The following is an 18114-nucleotide window of genomic DNA, read 5'->3' as shown; positions in this document are numbered from 1 at the left end:
CAGTCGTCCTCACGTGGGAACCCTCGCCGTACGAGGATTGTGCGAGGAATTAGCTTAAATCAGGCTAAGTTATTGTATCAGAAAGCGTTATATTATTTGATTTGCTGGCGAAATTATTGGTGGGTTCGGCCTGCAATTTCGGCTCTTCGTGCCAACCTCTCCACATGTCAGTTCGCCCGGGGGCAGGGCTGCCCCCGGGCGGACCGAGTCTCGGGATCGGGTCCGATCAGGCCGCGGCGGCCTCGGCCGCGTCGATGATCGACTGATCGACGGCCTTGCCGTCCTTCGTCTGCCACGCCCCGCCGTTCTCGTAGACCGTGGTCGAGCCGTCATTCTCCAGTTCGTCGAGGGTGGTGCCCGCGTCGGACTGCTTCACTTCGAGGTTGTTCTCGCCGTCATGCGAATCGCCGAGGCCCGTCACCTGCATGGCCTTGTCGCCGTTGGTGATGGTCAGCGAGGACGAGAAGGTGGTGCCGTTCTCGCCGCCCGGGACGGTGCCGACGGTGATCTTGGTGCCGTCGTCGAGCTTGAACGTCATGTCCTTCTTGAAGTCGAAGTCGTTCTTGCCGTCGTTGTCGATGTCGACATGGGGGTCGCCCGAGACCTTGGTGGTCTTGCCGGTCTCGTTGTTCGTCACCGTCCAGGTCGCGTCCTTCTCGCTGGCCTTCACGGTGTACTTGTCGCCGAGCTGGATCGTGGCCTCGCCGTCCTTGACCTCGTGGCTCCAAGTCCCCTGGTTCTCGCTCGCCGAGGCGTCGTCCGCCTCCGAAGCCGAGGCGGACTCGCCCGTCCCGCCGCTCGCCTTCGGGGCCGCGGTGCTCGCCGGGCTGGTCTCCTCGCCCGAGGGCGCCTCGGACTGAAGCTTCGACATCAGCGTGGCGATGCCGTCGAGCAGGGTGTTCTTGGCCTTCTTCGACAGGTCCGAATCGGCGACGCGGTCGGCGATCTCCTGGAAGCCGCTCATCAGCTCGGCCGGGCTCGCCGCCTCGTCCTCGCCGCCGGCCTCGGCGGTATCCGTCGCGCCGGCGCCGTCGGCGGCCGCGGTCGGGCCCGCATCGGAGGCCGCGTCGGCCGAAGGTCCGGACTCATCCGATTCGCCGGCCTGGGAGGCGGCCGCGAAGCCCTCGGCGAAGCCGTCGATCAGGGCGCGCTTCTGCTCGGGGTTCTTGGTCTCCTTGACGTCGGCGAGGAAGGCCTCGCCGCCGGAGCGGGGCGCCTCTTCCTGACCGAGCAGGGCGTTGAGGAAGTTCTGCGCGGCCACGGCACCGTTGTCCGAGAGGCCGCTCCTCGCCAGGGCGCCGTTCGCGCCCGCTACGTTCGAGACACCGAGAGACATGATTCAGCTCCGAAGGTTCAGATCGGGGCCGGTCGAGGCCCGCATTCCCGCGCCGCTGACGACCGACGATGAGGCCGCCCGGAGCCGGTCGACCGCGGGCCGCCGGCGCCCGTGTCGGCGCCCCTCGATGGGTAGGCAGGTGAGCTTTCGACAACCTGACGGGGCCTACGGATTGCTCCGGGAAAGTCGCGAATCGATCTTTTCTTGCGTGAGACCCGACAAACACCGCGGTCCGGCCCGGCAGATCGGTTCTCGCGCGGGTCACGACACGTGAAGACGACAGACCGTCTTTATATGTGCGGTCGGTGACCGGGATCTGTCCTTCGGACATTGCGTGGCCTGCGAGGCGGGCGCCGCTTTTTCCGCGATTCGACGCGCTCTCGTCAGGTCCACGTCAGGTCGCGGGACTAGCCAGGAGGCACAGCGTTCGGCGGCGGCGGGCAGCGCCCTCCGTCGTCCGGCAGCGGTCTTTCCGACGCGGTCCCGGCTCCTTCGAAGCGGAGCCGGCCGCGCGACGGCACGGGGGTGCAGCATGCCGCAAATCGTCGATAAGCCGCTCGCCGCCCGGAGCCGGGAGCCCGCCCAGTCCGGCAGCCAGACCGGCGGCGAGGCGCAGGCCTGGGCGCCCGCCCTCGACCGCGCCGCCGCCCCGCCGCCGCCCGATCCCGCCGACCCGCGCAACGTGGCGGCCCCGGCGCCGGCCTCCGGGGGCCAAGCCGCATCGCAAGCGGCACCGGCCGGCGCTCAGCCCGCCGCCGATCCGGCCAACGACAACATCGTCCATCACACCGTCCGCGAGGGCGAGTCGATCTGGAGCATCTCGCGGGATTACGGCCGCCCCTTCCCGGACGTGGTGAAGGCCAACCCGCAATTTCGCGATCCCGACCTGATCTATCCCGGCGACCGGGTGAACGTGCCGATGGGTGCGCCGCCGGCCCCGCCGCCCGCCAGCGGGACGGCGCCGGGCACGCCGCCGACGCCGCCGACGCCGCCGACGGGCGGACAACCGCCGGGTCCGCAGCCTCCCGGAACACCGGGCGCCGCGCCGCCCCCGGGCTCTCCCGCGCCGGGCACACCGCCCCAGGCCGGTCCGACGGCCGCCCAGACCGCGTCGCCGCCCTGCGGCGTCGATGCCAGCGCCGGCACGGTCTGCGCGGCCAACACCAACGTGCCCTGCGGCGTCGATCTCGGAGCCGGAACGGCCTGCGGCGGCAACGCGGCGGCTCCCTGCGGCGAGAACCTCACCGCGGGCCGGGCCTGCGGCGCCAACGCCTCGGGGCCCTGCGCGGCCAAGAACACCGGCGGCAGCCTCTGCGGCGGCAAGGCGAGCGCCTGCGCGGCGGATGCGGGCCTCGGCACCGCCTGCGCGGCCGATATCGGCGCCTGCGCGATGAATGCCAGCGCCGGCACCGCCTGCGCCGCCAAGGAGACGGCCTGCGGCGCCAATGCCGGCACCGGCAATGCCTGCGCCACCAATTTCGGGGCCTGCGGCGCCAAGCTCACCACCGGCAAGGCCTGCGCGGTCGACGGCAGCGTCTGCGACGCCCGCTACAGCGGGCCGGCGGCCTGCGGCGTCGACGGCAACCTCGCCTGCGGCCAGAAGGGCAGCGCCGGGGCGACCGGAATCGGCGCCGATGCCTGCGGCTCGGACAACGCGATCGAGCTGTGCGGCTCCGATCTCGGCGTCTGCGGCGGCAATCTCGGCGCGGAGGCCTGCGGCACCGACGGCAACGTCTGCGGCACCGACGCGACGATCGAGGCGTGCGGCGCCGACGGCAATGCCTGCGCCGCGGACGCGACGGTGGAAGCCTGCGGCACGGACGGCAACCTCTGCGGTGCGGATGCCGGCGCCGAGGCCTGCGGCGCCGACGGCAATGTCTGCGGCGCCGACGGCACCGTCGAGGCCTGCGGCGCCGACGCGGATGCCTGCGCGGCGAATGCGGGCGCCGAGGCCTGCGGCGCCGATGCCGGGGCCTGCGGCGCGGACGGAACGGTCGAGGCCTGCGGCGCCGACGGCAATGCCTGCGGCGGGAATGCCGCGGCCGAGGCCTGCGGCGTGGACGGCAACGCCTGCGGCGCGGATGCCAGCGCCGAGGCCTGCGGCGCCGACGGCAACGCCTGCGGTGCGGACGCCAACGTCGAGGCCTGCGGCGCCGACGGCAATGCCTGCGGGGCCGACGCCCGGGCGGAAGCCTGCGGCGCGGATGCCGACGCCTGCGCCGCCAATGCCAGCGCCGACGCCTGCGGCGCGGATGCCGATGCCTGCGCGGCCAATGCCAGCGCCGATGCCTGCGGGGCGGACGCCGATGCCTGCGCCGCCAAGGCCGGAGCCGATGCCTGCGGTGTCGATACCGGCCTCTGCGCGGCCAATCTCGGCGGCGTCTGCGGCGTCGATGCGCCCCTCGGCGACCCCGTCTCGTTCTGCGCCGTCAACGTGATCCCGCTGCTGCCGTCATGCTGAGCATCGACCAGCGCGGCGGCACGGCGCGCCTCTCGCTCGCCGAGATCGTCACCGGAGGCCGGCGCTACGTCTCGGCGCCCGCCGCCTTCGCCGGCTTCATGGCGGGCCTCCGGCTGCGGCCGGAACTCCTGGCCGAGCCCGGCTGGAACCAGCCGGCAGGGGCCGCGGGCCGCTTCGCGTGGTTCCGCACGCTGATGCACGGGGTGGTCCCGCGCTTCTACGACGTGACTCATCTGGAGCGCCTCGGCGGGCGGTTCGCCCTGCGCCTCGACGGCGCCGGAGCGACCGAGGCCGGGGTCGGCGACTTCACCGTCATCGCCATGAACCGCCGGATCCTGACCCTGTCCGGCCTGCCGCTCGACGAGGAGACCGGCGAGCCGGTGATCGACGCCGCGATCCGCGCCGACGCGTACCGCGCCCTGTGGAACGACCTGCTCGCCGACCTCGCCGACACGACGCTGGCGCGGATCGAGGCCACCCGCGCGGCGCGCCGAGCAGCCTGACTCGCGCCTGACCCGAAGGAGACCCTCCATGCTCGACTTCGACACCCCCGGAAACGGACTCGCCGACGAGGCGGGCGAGGCCGTGGAGACGGCCGCGCGGCAGGTTCAGGCACGGCTGCGCCCCCGTGGGCCGGCCCGGCCCGCGGCGGCGCGCTACCGCCTCTCGCGCTACGACATCCCGGTGCGGCTCGCCGACGGCGCCGCCCTGCTGTTCAATGCGCGCACCCGCTCCCTCATCCTGCTGTCGGAGGGAGAGGCGTGGGCCTATCGCGACCTCGCCGGGCAGGGCGATTTCGGTACCGCGGACGTGGCCGACCGGCTCCTGCTCCAGGCGCTGATCGGCGGTGGCCACGCCGTCGGCGCGGGCGTCGACGAACTCGCGCTGGTGCGCCAGAGCTACGAGGCGACGCGGGCGGCCAAGGGGAGCCTGACGCTCACCATCGCGCCCACCATGGCCTGCAACTTCGCCTGCGGCTACTGCTTCCAGGGGCTCAACAAGCCCACCAAGAAGATGACGCCCGACGTCCAGGACGCGATCATCGACTTCGTGAAGGCGAAGAAGGACCTGAAGGCGCTCTCGATCATCTGGTACGGCGGCGAGCCCCTGATGGGCCGCGACTCGATCTTCCGCCTGTCCGACCGGCTGATCGCCTATTGCGACAAGAACAAGATCGCCTACAGCGCCGGCATCGTCTCGAACGCGTGGTTCCTCACCGCCGAGACCGCCGCGCAGCTCCACACCCGCCGCGTCCGCTGGGTGCAGGTGACGATCGACGGCGACCGCGACACCCACGACAAGATGCGCCCGCTCACCTCGGGCGGACGGACCTTCGACCGCATCCTCGACAACATCGAGCAGGCGCTCGACGAGACCGCGATGTCGATCCAGGCGCGGGTCAATGTCGGCATCAGCAACGTCGAGCGGGCCGACGCCATGCTCGACGACTTCGCCGCCCGCCGCCTCGGGCAGCGCGGCAATTTCGGCGTCTACTTCGCCCCGATCGAGGCCTCGACGCCGGAGAGCGGCAGCGCCTTCACCGAGAAGCTGTCGCGGGCCGATTTCAACCGCAAGGTCCTGGCGCTGGAGGGCAAGGCGCGCCAGCTCGGCTTCGCCGGCATCCAGACGCCGCCGAGCGGCTTCTCCGGCATGTGCGTCGCGGCCTCGAACAGCGGCTACGTCGTGGCCGGCAACGGCGACGTGCACAAGTGCTGGGAGACCGCGCACGATCCGTCGAAGCGCACCGGCAGCATCTTCGAGCCTTCGAGGCTCCACGACAGCGTCAACGCGACGCTCTGGTCGCAATGGACGCCGTTCGACAACGCCACCTGCCGGGATTGCAAGATCCTGCCGATGTGCGGCGGCTTCTGCGCCCACCGCTTCATCTACGCCGACCCGGAGGAGGCCGCGCTCCCCTGTCCGAGCTGGAAGTGGAACACCGCCGAGTACGTCTTCGCCCGCGCCAAGGATCTCGGCGTGGTGCGGGAGGATCAGTGGCTCGCGAGCGAGGCGACGGTGGAGGCCAAGCAATCGGGCGAGCGCCAGTCGGCCGCCTCGCTCCAGGCCTCGCAGGCGCGGGTGCTGGAGAAGGTCTCCGAGCTCCACGGCCGCCGCTTCGACCGCGACCAGCTCTTCGTCGGCGAGACGGCTTTGGAGCGCGCCGAGGCGCCGGTCGCGCCATGAACGCGGTCTCCCCTGCCCGGAGCTTTGCCGCGCAGGCGCGCTTCGACACGCTGGTCGCCGAGGCTTTCGCCGGAAGCCAGGCGAGCCGCCACGCCCGCGACCGCCTGATCGCCCGCCTCCACCGCGGCGCCTTCGACGGCCTGCTCCTGCGCCGGGCCGAGGGTTTTGCCGCGATCCCCGAGGCACTCGAGCGCCGGGCGGCGCTCAACGCCATCGACTTCGCGTTCGAGCCGCTGGTGCTGGCAAGCCTCTCGGTCGCCCAGGCCGACGCCTACTTCGCCGGCATCGAGGCGGTGCTGCGGGTGGGCCAGGCGCAGGGGCTCGACCGGCCGGGGCCGCTCTGGCTCGACACGGCGCACCACGCCTGCGTCTTCTCGGTGCTCTACCGGATGGCCGCCTTCCTGAAGGCGCGGCGCGGCATCGGCGACATCGTCCTCCTGCACCAGGGCCTGCGGCCGGAGCCGCGGCTCGGCATCGCGGTCAAGGTGCTGGGCCGCGTCCACGGGGTCCGGCTCCATCTCCTGCCGCTGCGGGGCGACTGGTTCGGGCAGCTCGCCCGCCGCGCCACGCCGCAGACGGCGATCTTCTCGCTGAGCGACATGCCGCGCGAGGCGTTCGGGGCGGCCCCGCCGCGGCGGGCGCTCGGCCGGATCGCGCTTCACGCCGGCGCGGAGGCGCGCCGCGTCGTCGAAACCGTCTCGGGCTCGACCATCTTCGCCCGCCGCCTCGGGGCGACCCACCTCGTCCTCGACTACCCGGCCCGTGGCACGATCCGCCTGCGCCCGCACGACGGCGGCCCCGCCCTCTGTCCGGTGGACGACTGGGTGTTCTGGCCCGTGCTGGTCGCGCGGGGACCCGCTTCGTCCTGAGCTTGAGAGACCCCCATGCCCCCCGACATCCGAGCCCTCGCGGAGGGCATCACACGCGCCTTCAACGCCGGCCGCACCGGCGATCTCGCCGCGTTCTACGCGCCCGAAGCCCGGGTCGTGCCGCCGGGCCGCCCGGCGGTGATCGGGCCGGACGGGATCTGCGGCTTCTTCTCGGACATCCGCGCCCAGGGGTTTCGCGACTACGCCGTCGAGGTCGGCGACGCCTTCGCCCGCGACGGCGTGTGGATCGCCTCGGGCCGCTGGCGGCTCACCGGTCCCGGCCCCGAGGGTCCGCACCAGACCTTCGAGGGCAACTGGCTCAACGTGCTCGAACCCGGCGGGAGCGGATGGCGTATTCTCGTCCACATGTGGAACTGACCTCTCGGAGGCCCGGATGACCCTGACGCGATGCCCGGATTGCGGACGGCAGGTCAGCGACCGGGCCGTCGCCTGCCCGAATTGCGGCCGCCCCCTCGCGCCGGGCGGGCAGGACGGGTCGGCCCGCACCGCGCTCGTGGCGGGCTTCGAGTACCGGTCCGAGCGGACGCTGTTCGGCTGGCCCCTCGTCCACGTCGTCTACGGCGCGTCGGACAACGCCACCCTGCGGCCGGCCCGCGGCATCCTCGCCTTCGGCAACATCGCCTTCGGCCTCGTCGCCTTCGGCGGCATCGCCGTCGGCGGGATCGCGCTGGGCGGGATCACCCTCGGGCCCATCGCCCTCGGCGGCGTCGCGATCGGCCTGCTGCTCGGCGCGGGCGGCATCGCCACGGGCTACTGGGCGCTCGGCGGGGTGGCGCTCGGCGCGACGGCGATCGGGGGCGTGGCCCTGGGCGCGATGATCGGGCCGGCGGCCGGCTCGGTCCGAAGCGTCAACCGGCGGCCAGGATCACGGGCGCCGTGCGGTTCCGGAATTCGGGGCTGGCGGCGTCGATCCGCTCGGCCAGGGAGCGGACCGCTTCCTTGACCGCGACCGGAGCCGCGCGCACCTGTCGGACAAGCGCGTCACGCGATCCCTCGTGGTTGAGAACCCGCATCAGGACGATCGAGGCCCAGCGCGGCGCGGCGGTCGTCAGGGTCTCGACGCTCTCAAGGAGACCGGCGACGTAGGTGGCGTCGTCCGCCGCTTCGGCCGCGTGCAGGATCGAGAACATCCCCTCGTCGTACGGCGCCCGGTCGGAGAGGAGCGACAGCAAAGCGGCCGTGGCGCCCGCGTCGCGCCGGTCCGGAAGCCGGCCGATCAGGGTGTCGATGACGTGCGGCCGCGCGCCGCCCCGCTCGACCTCGTGCCTCAGGGCATCCCACGCGCTTCGATCGGCCCCGCTCACGGCGTCCTAGCTCGTGAAGGGCTCGACGAGCGCCTGCGACAGTCCGCGGGCCTGGAGGACATCGAGGGCGCGCTGCGAGAGGACCAAGCGCCCATCCCGAGCCGCCGCGATGTCGTCCTGGCCGGGTTCGCCCTCCGGGAGCAGCCAGACGAATCGCGGAAGCGTCGTACCGGGCTGCGTCTCTCGAAACGTGTCGGAAAGCGAGACCTCGACCTCATCGAAGCGAGCATCGGTCACGCCCTCTTGGACGAGGGCCTGCCGGGCCTCTTCCGTCACGATGAAGGCCGGAAAGCTCTCCAGCAGGACATCACCGAGCCATCCCTCGAACTCGTAGTGCAGCCTTTGCACCATGGGGGGATGGCGGCCGCGATCCAGAACCGTGTTCGCGCCGAGACCGCCGGCGACTTCCGGTGCGATGGTAAAGTGCGCCATGCGTGGACGACGTCTCATAGCTCATCGAGCGAGACGCCGGACACCGCAGCCTTCCAGCGCGGGTGAAAGGCGACGCGGACATCGTGCTCGGGGAACCGGCGCCAGTGCCGCACCGTGGTGTGCAGGATGTTGACGTAGATCGACAGCTCTTCCGGACGGCCCGCGAGCGGCAGGCTGTCGTGATAGATGTCGATGGCCTGATCGGGGAGCCAGGACAAATCTTCGAGGAAATCCGTGAAGGCGTCCCAGTTGCAGCTCCAATAGTCCGGCAAAGGAAGCGCGCCCGCGTACCAGCCGATCAGCGCGTCCTTCGTGTCGAGGCCGCTGCCGACGTCGAGGCATCGTGCGCCCGCCCGGCAGAAAGCATCCTTCTCGGCGTAGGTCAGCGTGTCGGTCATCGCGAAACCTGCTCGGGATTGTCAGTTGAGGGGAATGAACCGCGCGTAGTGATCCGGACTGTAGTAGAACTCGCCGCCCTGTCCCCGGATGACGCGCTGCACACCGGGTCCGTTCATGCCCGGAGTCGGATGCACGAACTCCGTGTAGTAGCCCGGTGGCTGCGCGGGAAGAAGTTGCTCCCTGTTCCGGAACACCGTGCCGTCGCGCCGGTGCGGGAAGCTGCCGCCGTTGGCGATGCGGTCGAGGGTCGGGCCGAGATCGACGAGTCCGTTCGGCGTCTGCACCACCCGCGTCAACGGGCGGTTGCCCGTCGCGGCGGGAGTCGGCGTGGTCGGCGGGGTGAGGAGCCCGGTCGCCGCTCCTGCCGGTCCCCACGGGCGGCCGCCGCCCAGGGCCATGGCGAGGGTCGGCCCGGCCGTCAGGGCGCCCGCATCGAGGGCCTGACCGGCGATGTACGACAGTCGCTCGGCCGGTGTCATCGCGGCGAGCGCCTGCCGCTGCTGGATCTGCGCCGCCTCGGTGCGGGCGGCGTCGAGCGCGGTCGCGTCCTGCACCTCGCGGCCGAAGCCGAGGCCCGTCAGCGCCTGGCGGGTCGCCCCCGCCTGGATGTCGTTGACGGCGCTGCCCGCACCCTCGCCGTAGCGCAGCCCGTCGAGAGCGCGGCCGATCGGGCCGAGGGCGTTGTCGGGATCGTTGGTGACGCTGCGCTGGAGCGCGTAGAGCTGCGCGCCGAAATTCACGCCGTTGTCGTTCAGCGCGCGGATGTTGCCCGACACGCCCGCGGCGACGATGGCTTCCGCCCGGTCGCGGGCGACCTTCAGCTCGACCTCGGCCCGCGGATCGCCCGCGACCCGCTCGGCGATGCGGTCGAACGGGCCGGCGTCGCCGCCCTGGACGCGGAAGGCGTAGGCTCCGTTCAGGGCGTTCTGGAGCGCCGCGTCCTGCGCGGCGGGCTTGGCGGCGGCGCGGAACGCGTCGAGCCTCGCCCCGACAGCGGCCTGCGCATCGGCCGAGGTCAGGCGGCTGATCTGCGAGACCGGCACGCCGAGCGGCTGGTCGCCGTAGCCGATCGGCGGCGGCGCGGGCGGCTGGGCGGGTGGCGCAGCGTCGATCCCCCCTTGTCCGAGCGGCGCCGGGTCGAAGGCGAGGTTCGGCGTCGCCCCTGGGGCGGGGCCTCCGAGCCCGAAGGCGGTCAGGCCGGTCGTGCCGACCGGGCTCAGCCCGAGCCCGCCCTCACCGGTCGCGGCGAACGGATCGGCCGCGGGCGCTGCCGCAGGACGTGCCGGGGCCGGCGCCGCCGGCACCTGCGCGGTCTCGGAAAAGTTCGGCGGCAGGATCGGCCCGGTCACCGGCGGGGGGGCGAACATCGCCGCGCGCTGGGCGTTCATGCTGGCCATGTTCGATTCGAACTGCGCCTGCATCTGCGCGGCGCGGGCGTCGCTCTGGGCCTGCATCTGGGAGTTGAACTGGGCCGATTGCGCGTCCATCCGCTCGGAGAAGGCGCGCTGGCTGTCGGCGAATTGCCCGTTGATCTGGTGGAAGCCCGCGATCGGATCGCCGTAGCTGCCGTCGCCCGGCAGGGCGCCGCCACCGAGATCCGGCTCGGGGCCGACGCTGATCTCCGGGAGATCGACCGAGAGCGAGCCGCCGCTCGTGCCACCGGTCGGGCCGCTCGGCCCGGCGAGGCCGAAGCTCGCTGTCGGAGCGGGCGCCGTGTAGGCGAATTGCGAGATGCCGTTGCTCATGCCGCCCCGTGCCCCTGCTTCGCGGGAAACGGGAACAGGGTGCATCCTCAACCTGACGAGCACCTGTCGGCGGATCAGGGGGACGGTTCGGGCGCGTCGTCTTCGGAAGGTGTCGGGCTTAGTGTCTCTCACAAAACTCCCGCTGCGCCGTCGCGGTCGAAGGGGACGCGGCCGGTGACCGGGAGTTTTGTGAGGCACTCTTAGCGCGAGACCGGTCCGCCGCTGCCGAGCACCGTGCCGCCCGGCGGGCCGTAGGCGAAGCCGTTGTCGATCGGAGCCTGGTTGGCGCCGCCGTCCGGCCGGTTGCGGTCCGCCGTGTAGGAGGCGCGGTAGCGCTCGATCCCGCGGGCGGCATAGGCGCCGTCGGCGGGGACCACCGCCTCGTTGCGCACGAGGTCGGCCGGATCGTTGACCATCGCGGCGAGGTTGGCCCGGTTCGAGCAGCCGTGGGTCGGGTCGAAGTCGTTGTCGTTGACCGACGGGCCGACGACGGCGAGCGAGGGGCATTCCGGCGGAATCGCCACGTAGCGCGTCGCGATCACCTCGACCCGCCCGCCCGCGGGACCCGCCTCGATCGCGCGGATCTTGAGCGGATCGACGCCCGCGCGCCGCGCCGTCTCGGCCAGCGCCCGCACGGCGCCGCGGTTGGCCCCGCGCAGCTCCAGATGCAGGGCGTCGAACCGGCCGCGCCCGGCCTCCTTGAGGAAGGCGAGGAAGCGGCGCCGGTCGTTGCGGCCCATCAGGCTCGTCGTCGGCACGGCCTCGACCAGCGTCTCCTGGCGCGAGCCCGGCGGCGGGATCGACGGCGGCAGCACGGTCGGCGCGCCGGGCGGGGAGAGGCGGGCGGGCTGCTCGTAGACCACCACCGGCCGCGGCTCGGCCTCGCGCCGCACCAGAACCGCGGCGGCGGGCTCGACCGGCGGATCGACGATCGTCACGGGCGGGGGAGGGGGCGGCAGCGCCGCCGCGGCGACCGGCGGCACCGCGACCGTCGGGCCGACGGCCGAGGGCGCCACCGGCGTGCAGGCGGCGAGCAGCAGGGGCAGCAGACAGATCCGCGGCGCGAAGCCGATCCGGCGCATCGACGGTCTCCGCCCGCTCATTCGACGCCGAGCCCCGCGTCACCGGTGAGGCCGACCGAGCCCCTGCGCGGCGCGAGCCGGGCCGAGGGGGCCTTGGTCTGCGTGTTGAGGAGGATGCGGCCGGCATCGGTCGGCGGCGCGACCCGATCGCTCGGCACGCTGAGGGCCTGGGGCGAGCTCGCCGGCCGCACGATGAAGGGCGTGACGATGATGACGAGCTCGCTCTCGTCCTTCTGGAAGGCGCTGGAGCGGAACAGGGCGCCGAGCACCGGGATGTCGCCGAGCCCCGGCAGGACGCCGACATTGGTGGAAAAGTTCCTCCGGATCAGGCCGCCGATGGCGAAGCTCTGGCCGCTGGCCAGCTCCACCACCGTGTCGGCCGAGCGGGTCGTGAGGCCGGGGATGTTGATGCCGGCGGCCTCGATGCCGTTGGCCGGCGTCAGCTCGCTCACCTCGGGCCGCACCCGGATGTTGATGAGGTTCGAGGACAGGACGGTGGGCTGGAATTCGAGGCTCGCGCCGAAGCGGCGGAACTGCACCGAGGTCTGGCCGAGCGCCTGGGCGATCGGGATCGGGAACTCGCCGCCGGCCAGGAAGCTCGCCTTCTCGCCCGAGACCGCCGTCAGGTTCGGCTCGGCCAGGATCGAGACGAGGCCGTCCTCGGCCAGGGCGTCGAGCGTCGCGGTGATGTTGTTGATGCCGTCCGAGTAGCTCACGCCGAACTGGTTGCCGCGGCCGGTGATCGGCACGGTGCCCGGCGAGGCCCCCGAGCCGCCCGAGACCAGGGAGAAGCCGAAATTGCCGGCCCGGCCCGTGGCGTTGAGGTTGATCCCGAACTCCTTGAGCACGCGGCGGTTCACCTCGGCGACGCGCACCTGCAGGTTCACCTGGAGCGCGCCCGCGACGCGGATGCGGTTCGTCACCGTGGCGCCCTGGCCGAGGAACTGCGCCGTGACGGCCTTGGCGGTCTCGACGAGCCCGGCATTGGGCAGGGTGCCGCTGAGGACGGCGCCGTTGGGCGTGTAGGAGACGGAGAGCCGGTAGTCGCCGACCTCGCTGCGCAGCAGGTTGCGCAGGTCCTCGATCGGCTGGACGACGGCCACGCCGTACTCGGCGATCGGGTCGCCCCTGTCGTCGAGGGCGAACAGGCTGGTGCGGCCCGGCTTCTTGCCGAACACGAACACGACCTGGTTCGAAGGCGTCTGGATGTCGGCGATGCTCGGGTCGGCCACGAAGATCGAGGCGGCCGGCCGCGACAGGCGCAGGGTTTTGCCGCGCGACACGGCGAGCGACATCTGCCCGTGCGCGGCCGAGACCGTCTCCGCCTCCGGCGCGTTCGGCCGGAACCGGGGCGGGGCCGCCGCGCCGTTGGTCCAGGTCGTGTTGGGGCGAAACCGGGAGGCGTCGTCGACGGAGCGGGCGTTGTCCGGCCAGGCGGGGACCATCGGCCGCGGCATCGCGGGCGCCGCGGCGGGCACCGTCGGAACGGCGGCCGGCTCGGCGCGGGCGGCCGTGACCAGCACCGGCACCGACACTGCGAGCGCGACCGCGACACGAACCAGCAGACGGGGAAGCAACGGCCGATCCATGGAGACGCTACGCGCGGACATGCGGCGTCCCGGCAGAGGACGAGGCAAATCCGATGGTCTTCGCTCGCATCGGCCGCCCCCTCGTCGCCTCGACGACTGGGAGAGACTCCTGCTGAGCTTGTGTGACAGTGCGATTACAACGCTCGCCGGCTCGATCGGTGAGTCGGCCGGTGTCGCCGTTCCATCACAGCTTCGGATGTGGGACGGCCCGGATCGCGTTCGATCCCGCCGGACAGGCCGTCGGCGAAATCCCGCTCATCCGTCGGTGGCTTCGCCGGCCCCGGCGGCGTGGCCTGCGCACAGCACGTCTGACGGCATCACACGACTCCCGGCCGTAGGGCTGGCGTAAGGATGGACCGGCTGCCGACGCAACCGCTGCGCGAAGGCTAGGCCCGGCCGCTGACCGGAACCTGACCAGGCCGGCGCGCGGACCCTCACGCCTGCCCGGCGGCGTAGATCGCCCGCGCGGCGCGGTCGAAGAAGCGGTTCGGCAGGGGCGCGCCCGGCGCCACCTTCTTGGCGAGCGCCGCGGCCAGCCCGTGGTCGGGGGCGCGGGGGATGCCGAGCTCGGCCGCCGCCTCGATCATCACCTCGGCCCCGGCGCCCTTGGCCCGGCAGACGATGATCGGCACGCCGCCCTCGCCGGGCACGTAGCGCAGGCCGACCGCCACGCCCCGGCCGCGGATCAGGATGGTGGCGCGCTTCAGCCCCGTGCGCGGCAGCTGCGCGCCCTCCTGGCGGTGGCGGCGATGGGCGCCGCGCACGTGCGGATCGCCCTCCTGCTCCTTGAACTCGCGCTTCAGCTCGCTCGCGCTCATCTTCATGTCGCGAAGGAAGAGCCAGCGCTGGATCAGCACGTCGATCAGCCCGGCGGCGAGGAAGGCGCCGACCGAGATGCCGAGCAGCAGCTTGGCCTGGGTGCCGACCACGAAGTCGAGGGCGGCGAGCCCGCCCGCCGGCAGCAGCACGAGCGTGTTCCAGGTGCCGAGGAAGACGAGGAACAGCGTGCCGCCGAGCAGGACCGCCTTGGCGAGCGTCTTGGCCAGTTCGACCAGCGCCTTGACGCCGAACATCCGCTTCAGCCCCTCGAAGGGGTTGAGATGTTCGAGCTTCGGCTTGATCGGGTCGAGCGAGAAGACGATCCCGCGATTGGCGATGACGCTGCCGACGATGCCCGCCGCCACCACGGCGCCGAGCAATGGCAGAACCGTGCGGGTCGAGAGGCCGGCGAGGCTCGCGGCCACCTGCGGGGCGGCGATGCCGAAGGGGTCGTTCTGCAGCCGCTCGGCGTAGAGCAGCACCTCGCGCCACTCGTCGACGAGGCTGCCCGAGCGCAACCACAGGAAGGCGGTGGCGGCGAGCAGGCCCAGGGCGCTGACGAGGTCGCGGCTCTTGGCGATCTGCCCCTTCTTGCGCGCGTCGCGCAGCTTCTTCTGGCTCGGCGGGAGGGTTTTTTCCTCGCTCGAATCGCCGCTCATCGCAGGAACGGCCCGATCGTCGCGTCCATGCCGCGGACCGTGCCGATCTCGGCGCTCGCGTAGTCGAACAGGTAGCTCGCATAGGCCATCATGAAGAGCACGACGGCGACGTTCTTGACGGTGGGGGCGAGGTCGTTGGCGTTGAGCTGGGGCGCGAAGCGGCCGATCAGCATGACGCAGAGGTCGAGGAGCAGCATCAGGACGATGACCGGCCCGCCGACGAGGAGCGCCGTGCGCAGCACCCGGTCGACGAGGCGGGCGAGATCCATCATCGCGTCGAGGTCGGTGGCCGGCAGGAAGCGCTGGATCGGCCACAGGCCGTAGCTGCCGTAGAGGGTCTCCACGAGGGTGTTGAGGCCGTCCGCCGCCACGAAGATCGTGATCCCGAGGAGCCCGAGGAACAGCCCGAGCGCGGAGGATTGCGACTTGGTCGTGGGATCGACCGGCGCGACCTCGTTGGAGATGCCGCGCTGGGTGTCGATCAGCTCGCCGACCGACTGGATCGCCCAGAACGGGATCCCGATCACGAAGCCGATCAGCACGCCGACGAACAGCTCCTTCAGGGCCACGAGGACGAGGCGCACGACCTGGATGTCGGCCTCGGTCGGGGCGATGCTCTGCTGGCTGTAGCCGAGGATCGGGAAGGCGAGCCCGAAGGCGAGGCCGAGCCGGATCAGCGTGCCCATCTCGGCCCGGGTGAAGACCGGCAGGATCAGGAAGATGCCCGCGGGCCGCGCCATGCCGAGGGCCGCCGCGCTGATCCAGCGCATCCCTTCCGTGAACAGGGAGGTCAGGCCGGCGAGGGTGTTGGGATCGGGCAGGCTCGCCATGGGGAGCCGTCAGCCCGGGCTCGTGAGGACGGGAAACTCGGAAAAGACCTGCTTGGCGCCCTCGATCAGCGGCGCCGAGAGCAGCGGCACGAACAGGGCCAGCACCGCCACCACGACGAGGAGCTTGACCGTCTGCGGCAGGGTCTGGTCCTGGATCTGGGTCGCGGCCTGGAGGATGCCGACGATCAGCCCGACGACGAGGGCGGCCACCAGCGGCGGCAGGGTCAGCGTCATGAACTGCGCCAGCGCGTTCTTGACGTGCAGCAGGATGCCGGACTGGTCCATCGTGTCCCTCCTTATCCCTCGGCACCGACCAAAGATTCGCGACGGCCGTCATTCCGGGGCCGCGGAGCCAAACCCGCAATCCACCCGTGATGCGCGGCCGACGCGCCCAGTCGTGGATTCCGGGTTCGCCTGCGGCGCCCCGGGATGACGACGGTGCCCGACCGAGGAGGCGCCGCGTCGTCAACGCAGATTCGAGCCCTTCTCCTCAACTCGGCAGGGCGTAGCTCAAGACGAGGCCGTGCATCAGCCGCGACCAGCCGTCGATGGCGATGAACAGGAACAGCTTGAAGGGAATCGAGATCACGGTCGGCGAGACCATCGACATCCCCATCGCCATCAGGATCGTCGTCACCACGAGGTCGATGACGATGAAGGGCAGGTAGAGCAGGAAACCGATCTCGAAGGCGCGCTTCAGTTCCGAGATCAGGAACGAGGGCACGAGGATCTGCAGGTCGTCCGGCCCGGCGCTGCCCCGCGCGCCCTCCGGCCAGACCCGCTGGGTCGCGTCGAGGAAGAACTGGCGCTGGTCGGGCGAGGTGAAGCGCTGCAGGTAGTCGCGCACCGGCTCCTGCGCGCGTTTTCCGGCGGTCATCCAGTCGTCGACGGTCTGGTAGGTGAGCTGCGGGTCGGTCGCGCGTTGGAAGACCTGCTCGGCGACCGGCGAGGAGATGTAGACGGTCAGGATCAGCGCCGCGCCGTAGAGCACGATGTTGGGCGGCACCTGCTGCGCGCCCAAGGCGTTCCGCACGAGGAACAGCACGATCGAGATCTTCATGAAGGCCGTCGTCGTCACCACGACGAAGGCCATCAGCCCGAGCCCGAGGGTGACGGCGACGAGGGCGAGGATGCCCGGCTGGACTTCGGCCATCGCGCGCGTCAGTCCCGCCCGAACAGGCGCACCACGCGCACCCCGATGCGCTCGCCGATCTCGACGATCTCGCCCTGGCCGATCCGCGCGCCGTTGGCGATCAGGTCGATCGGGTTCTCGGGATCGAGGCCGAGGTCGAACACGTGACCCTCGCCGATGGCCTTCAGCTCGCCGAGGTCGAGCGTCCGGCGCCCGAGCTCGAAGGTGAGCGCGACGCTCACGGCATCGAGCCCCGGCCCGGCCTGCGCCTCCGCCGCGCCGTCCGCGCCGTCCGCGCCCTTGGCCGCCTGATCCTGCGCCATCTCCGGCTCCCCGCTCGCCGCCGCGGACTCTTCCGCGGCCGGACGAAACGGCGTCTTTAGCGTCGATGTGTGACGGTCCGTGCGCGCCACCGCGACGAGGTTCTGGCCGAGCATCGCGTGGGTCTCGCCGCGCGCCGGGTGCCACAGGTCGGGCAGCACGGCGTCGCCGGGCTCGATGCTCACGAGCTGCCGCAGGGTCAGGCGGGTCTGGCCGGCGACGAAGCGCAAAGCGAGCGGCAGCGCCGAGACCGGCGCCGCCTGCGCGGGCGCCACCTCGACGAGGGCGAGCAGAGCGTCGTGCCAGGGCGGCCCCGGGGCGACGCGCGGCGGGGGGCCGAGATCGAGCTGGGCCGGGAAGGGCTCGCCCGCGAGATGCCCCTCGACGAGGAGCGTCATGCCCGAGGTCACCGCGCCAGAGGCGGGCGCGAGCGAAAGGATCGTGATCCGCGCCCTCGCGATCCGCTCCGCCGCGTCGAGCAGCGGCGCCAGGGCGAGTTCGAGGAGGAGGGGACCGGCGGGCCCCTCGGGCAGCCCGGCGAGGTCGGGCTGCAGCGCGCGCGCCAGCCGGTCGAGGACGGCGCCGGGCAGGCGCAGGGTCAGCCGCTCCTGCGCGACGGCGAGGCCGATCTCGACCGCGTCCGCCATCGGCGGCGCCGGTTCGAGCCGGACGGCGCCGACGGCGAGCCGCAGGGGCAGACCCTCGACGCTCGCCTCGAACGGCGCCCGCGGCCGCGCGAGCCGGTTGACGAGCCCGGCGGCGACCTCGGGCAGCCGGGTGCGGGGGCGATGGCGCAGCACCGGCGGCGCGTCGATGCGGGGCAGAGAAGACAGGCTCATGCCGTCACCCGTGGAAGTGGTTGGACAGGATCGGGCGCCTTTCCCCATGCCCGCCCGTCCGGGTCGCCTCGCTCCGCGCGCCGAATCGAGCG

18 protein-coding genes are annotated in these 18114 nt (G+C 72.2%); 6 read left to right on the top strand and 12 right to left on the bottom strand.

What is annotated here, in order from left to right:
• Positions 1–226: 226 nt before the first annotated feature.
• Complete coding sequence (locus ABS772_RS07690) at positions 227–1336, bottom strand: DUF1521 domain-containing protein (protein ID WP_350393477.1); 1110 nt, start codon at positions 1334–1336, stop codon at positions 227–229.
• Between the two features lie 532 nt (positions 1337–1868).
• Here ABS772_RS07690 and ABS772_RS07685 point away from each other — a divergent pair.
• From ABS772_RS07685 to ABS772_RS07660, 6 genes are read left to right on the top strand one after another with little or no spacing between them, the layout of a single operon-like run.
• Positions 1869–3797, top strand: coding sequence for a LysM peptidoglycan-binding domain-containing protein (locus ABS772_RS07685; protein WP_350393475.1), 1929 nt, complete (start codon positions 1869–1871; stop codon positions 3795–3797).
• Positions 3791–4300: a hypothetical protein gene (locus tag ABS772_RS07680; RefSeq protein WP_350393473.1), complete on the top strand. Its 510-nt coding sequence runs from the start codon at positions 3791–3793 to the stop codon at positions 4298–4300. Before ABS772_RS07685 ends, ABS772_RS07680 begins: the two co-directional genes overlap by 7 nt.
• A 28-nt stretch (positions 4301–4328) precedes the next feature.
• Positions 4329–5981, top strand: coding sequence for a radical SAM/SPASM domain-containing protein (locus tag ABS772_RS07675; protein WP_350393470.1), 1653 nt, complete (start codon positions 4329–4331; stop codon positions 5979–5981).
• Positions 5978–6850, top strand: coding sequence for a hypothetical protein (locus ABS772_RS07670; RefSeq protein ID WP_350393468.1), 873 nt, complete (start codon positions 5978–5980; stop codon positions 6848–6850). Before ABS772_RS07675 ends, ABS772_RS07670 begins: the two co-directional genes overlap by 4 nt.
• 15 nt (positions 6851–6865) lie before the next feature.
• The gene (locus tag ABS772_RS07665) at positions 6866–7228 is read left to right on the top strand and encodes a YybH family protein (protein ID WP_350393466.1); all 363 of its coding nucleotides are present in this window, start codon (positions 6866–6868) and stop codon (positions 7226–7228) included.
• A gap of 22 nt (positions 7229–7250) precedes the next feature.
• On the top strand, positions 7251–7814 hold the full coding sequence (locus ABS772_RS07660) for a zinc ribbon domain-containing protein (RefSeq protein WP_350393527.1): 564 nt from the start codon (positions 7251–7253) through the stop codon (positions 7812–7814).
• Here the strand turns inward: ABS772_RS07660 and ABS772_RS07655 are convergent.
• The 11 genes from ABS772_RS07655 to sctQ form a co-directional block, all read right to left on the bottom strand.
• Positions 7720–8175: an Imm30 family immunity protein gene (locus ABS772_RS07655; protein ID WP_350393465.1), complete on the bottom strand. Its 456-nt coding sequence runs from the start codon at positions 8173–8175 to the stop codon at positions 7720–7722. The two genes, ABS772_RS07660 and ABS772_RS07655, sit on opposite strands and share 95 nt — an antisense overlap.
• Positions 8176–8181: 6 nt before the next feature.
• Positions 8182–8607 (bottom strand): hypothetical protein, encoded by a 426-nt coding sequence (locus ABS772_RS07650; RefSeq protein WP_350393463.1) that lies wholly within the window; start codon positions 8605–8607, stop codon positions 8182–8184.
• Between the two features lie 14 nt (positions 8608–8621).
• Positions 8622–9005 (bottom strand): barstar family protein, encoded by a 384-nt coding sequence (locus tag ABS772_RS07645; protein WP_238254440.1) that lies wholly within the window; start codon positions 9003–9005, stop codon positions 8622–8624.
• A 21-nt stretch (positions 9006–9026) separates the two neighbouring features.
• Entirely contained in the window at positions 9027–10751 is a 1725-nt protein-coding gene (locus ABS772_RS07640; RefSeq protein WP_350393461.1) for a ribonuclease domain-containing protein, read from the bottom strand.
• Positions 10752–10951: 200 nt separating this feature from the next.
• Positions 10952–11833 carry a CpaD family pilus assembly lipoprotein gene (locus ABS772_RS07635; RefSeq protein ID WP_350393459.1) on the bottom strand — a complete coding sequence of 294 codons (882 nt, stop codon included), beginning with the start codon at positions 11831–11833 and terminating at the stop codon, positions 10952–10954.
• 17 nt (positions 11834–11850) lie between these two features.
• On the bottom strand, positions 11851–13443 hold the full coding sequence (locus ABS772_RS07630) for a type II and III secretion system protein family protein (protein ID WP_350393458.1): 1593 nt from the start codon (positions 13441–13443) through the stop codon (positions 11851–11853).
• A 413-nt stretch (positions 13444–13856) separates the two neighbouring features.
• Positions 13857–14900 carry an EscU/YscU/HrcU family type III secretion system export apparatus switch protein gene (locus ABS772_RS07625; RefSeq protein ID WP_350393456.1) on the bottom strand — a complete coding sequence of 348 codons (1044 nt, stop codon included), beginning with the start codon at positions 14898–14900 and terminating at the stop codon, positions 13857–13859.
• Complete coding sequence (gene sctT, locus ABS772_RS07620; protein ID WP_082291541.1) at positions 14897–15730, bottom strand: type III secretion system export apparatus subunit SctT; 834 nt, start codon at positions 15728–15730, stop codon at positions 14897–14899. The genes ABS772_RS07625 and sctT overlap by 4 nt, the downstream gene beginning before the upstream one ends.
• 9 nt (positions 15731–15739) lie before the next feature.
• Positions 15740–16015, bottom strand: coding sequence for an EscS/YscS/HrcS family type III secretion system export apparatus protein (locus tag ABS772_RS07615; RefSeq protein ID WP_082291542.1), 276 nt, complete (start codon positions 16013–16015; stop codon positions 15740–15742).
• Positions 16016–16220: 205 nt separating this feature from the next.
• Complete coding sequence (sctR, locus tag ABS772_RS07610) at positions 16221–16883, bottom strand: type III secretion system export apparatus subunit SctR (protein ID WP_238254433.1); 663 nt, start codon at positions 16881–16883, stop codon at positions 16221–16223.
• Between the two features lie 8 nt (positions 16884–16891).
• The gene (gene sctQ / locus ABS772_RS07605; protein ID WP_350393453.1) at positions 16892–18022 is read right to left on the bottom strand and encodes a type III secretion system cytoplasmic ring protein SctQ; all 1131 of its coding nucleotides are present in this window, start codon (positions 18020–18022) and stop codon (positions 16892–16894) included.
• Positions 18023–18114 lie beyond the last annotated feature (92 nt).

The sequence above is a fragment of the Methylorubrum podarium genome (assembly GCF_040270385.1).
GTDB classification, from domain to species: Bacteria; Pseudomonadota; Alphaproteobacteria; order Rhizobiales; family Beijerinckiaceae; genus Methylobacterium; species Methylobacterium podarium.
The sequence above is the reverse complement of the archived record's forward strand: the minus strand, read 5'-3'. Positions and strand labels throughout refer to the sequence as shown.

Bases quoted from the DNA above. Each gene is read 5' to 3' on its own strand.
- ABS772_RS07690 (WP_350393477.1), bottom strand. From the start codon at position 1,336: ATGTCTCTCGGTGTCTCGAACGTAGCGGGCGCGAACGGCGCCCTGGCG.
- ABS772_RS07685 (WP_350393475.1), top strand. From the start codon at position 1,869: ATGCCGCAAATCGTCGATAAGCCGCTCGCCGCCCGGAGCCGGGAGCCC.
- ABS772_RS07680 (WP_350393473.1), top strand. From the start codon at position 3,791: ATGCTGAGCATCGACCAGCGCGGCGGCACGGCGCGCCTCTCGCTCGCC.
- ABS772_RS07675 (WP_350393470.1), top strand. From the start codon at position 4,329: ATGCTCGACTTCGACACCCCCGGAAACGGACTCGCCGACGAGGCGGGC.
- ABS772_RS07670 (WP_350393468.1), top strand. From the start codon at position 5,978: ATGAACGCGGTCTCCCCTGCCCGGAGCTTTGCCGCGCAGGCGCGCTTC.
- ABS772_RS07665 (WP_350393466.1), top strand. From the start codon at position 6,866: ATGCCCCCCGACATCCGAGCCCTCGCGGAGGGCATCACACGCGCCTTC.
- ABS772_RS07650 (WP_350393463.1), bottom strand. From the start codon at position 8,607: ATGGCGCACTTTACCATCGCACCGGAAGTCGCCGGCGGTCTCGGCGCG.
- ABS772_RS07645 (WP_238254440.1), bottom strand. From the start codon at position 9,005: ATGACCGACACGCTGACCTACGCCGAGAAGGATGCTTTCTGCCGGGCG.
- ABS772_RS07640 (WP_350393461.1), bottom strand. From the start codon at position 10,751: ATGAGCAACGGCATCTCGCAATTCGCCTACACGGCGCCCGCTCCGACA.
- ABS772_RS07635 (WP_350393459.1), bottom strand. From the start codon at position 11,833: ATGCGCCGGATCGGCTTCGCGCCGCGGATCTGTCTGCTGCCCCTGCTG.
- ABS772_RS07630 (WP_350393458.1), bottom strand. From the start codon at position 13,443: ATGTCCGCGCGTAGCGTCTCCATGGATCGGCCGTTGCTTCCCCGTCTG.
- ABS772_RS07625 (WP_350393456.1), bottom strand. From the start codon at position 14,900: ATGAGCGGCGATTCGAGCGAGGAAAAAACCCTCCCGCCGAGCCAGAAG.
- sctT (WP_082291541.1), bottom strand. From the start codon at position 15,730: ATGGCGAGCCTGCCCGATCCCAACACCCTCGCCGGCCTGACCTCCCTG.
- ABS772_RS07615 (WP_082291542.1), bottom strand. From the start codon at position 16,015: ATGGACCAGTCCGGCATCCTGCTGCACGTCAAGAACGCGCTGGCGCAG.
- sctR (WP_238254433.1), bottom strand. From the start codon at position 16,883: ATGGCCGAAGTCCAGCCGGGCATCCTCGCCCTCGTCGCCGTCACCCTC.
- sctQ (WP_350393453.1), bottom strand. From the start codon at position 18,022: ATGAGCCTGTCTTCTCTGCCCCGCATCGACGCGCCGCCGGTGCTGCGC.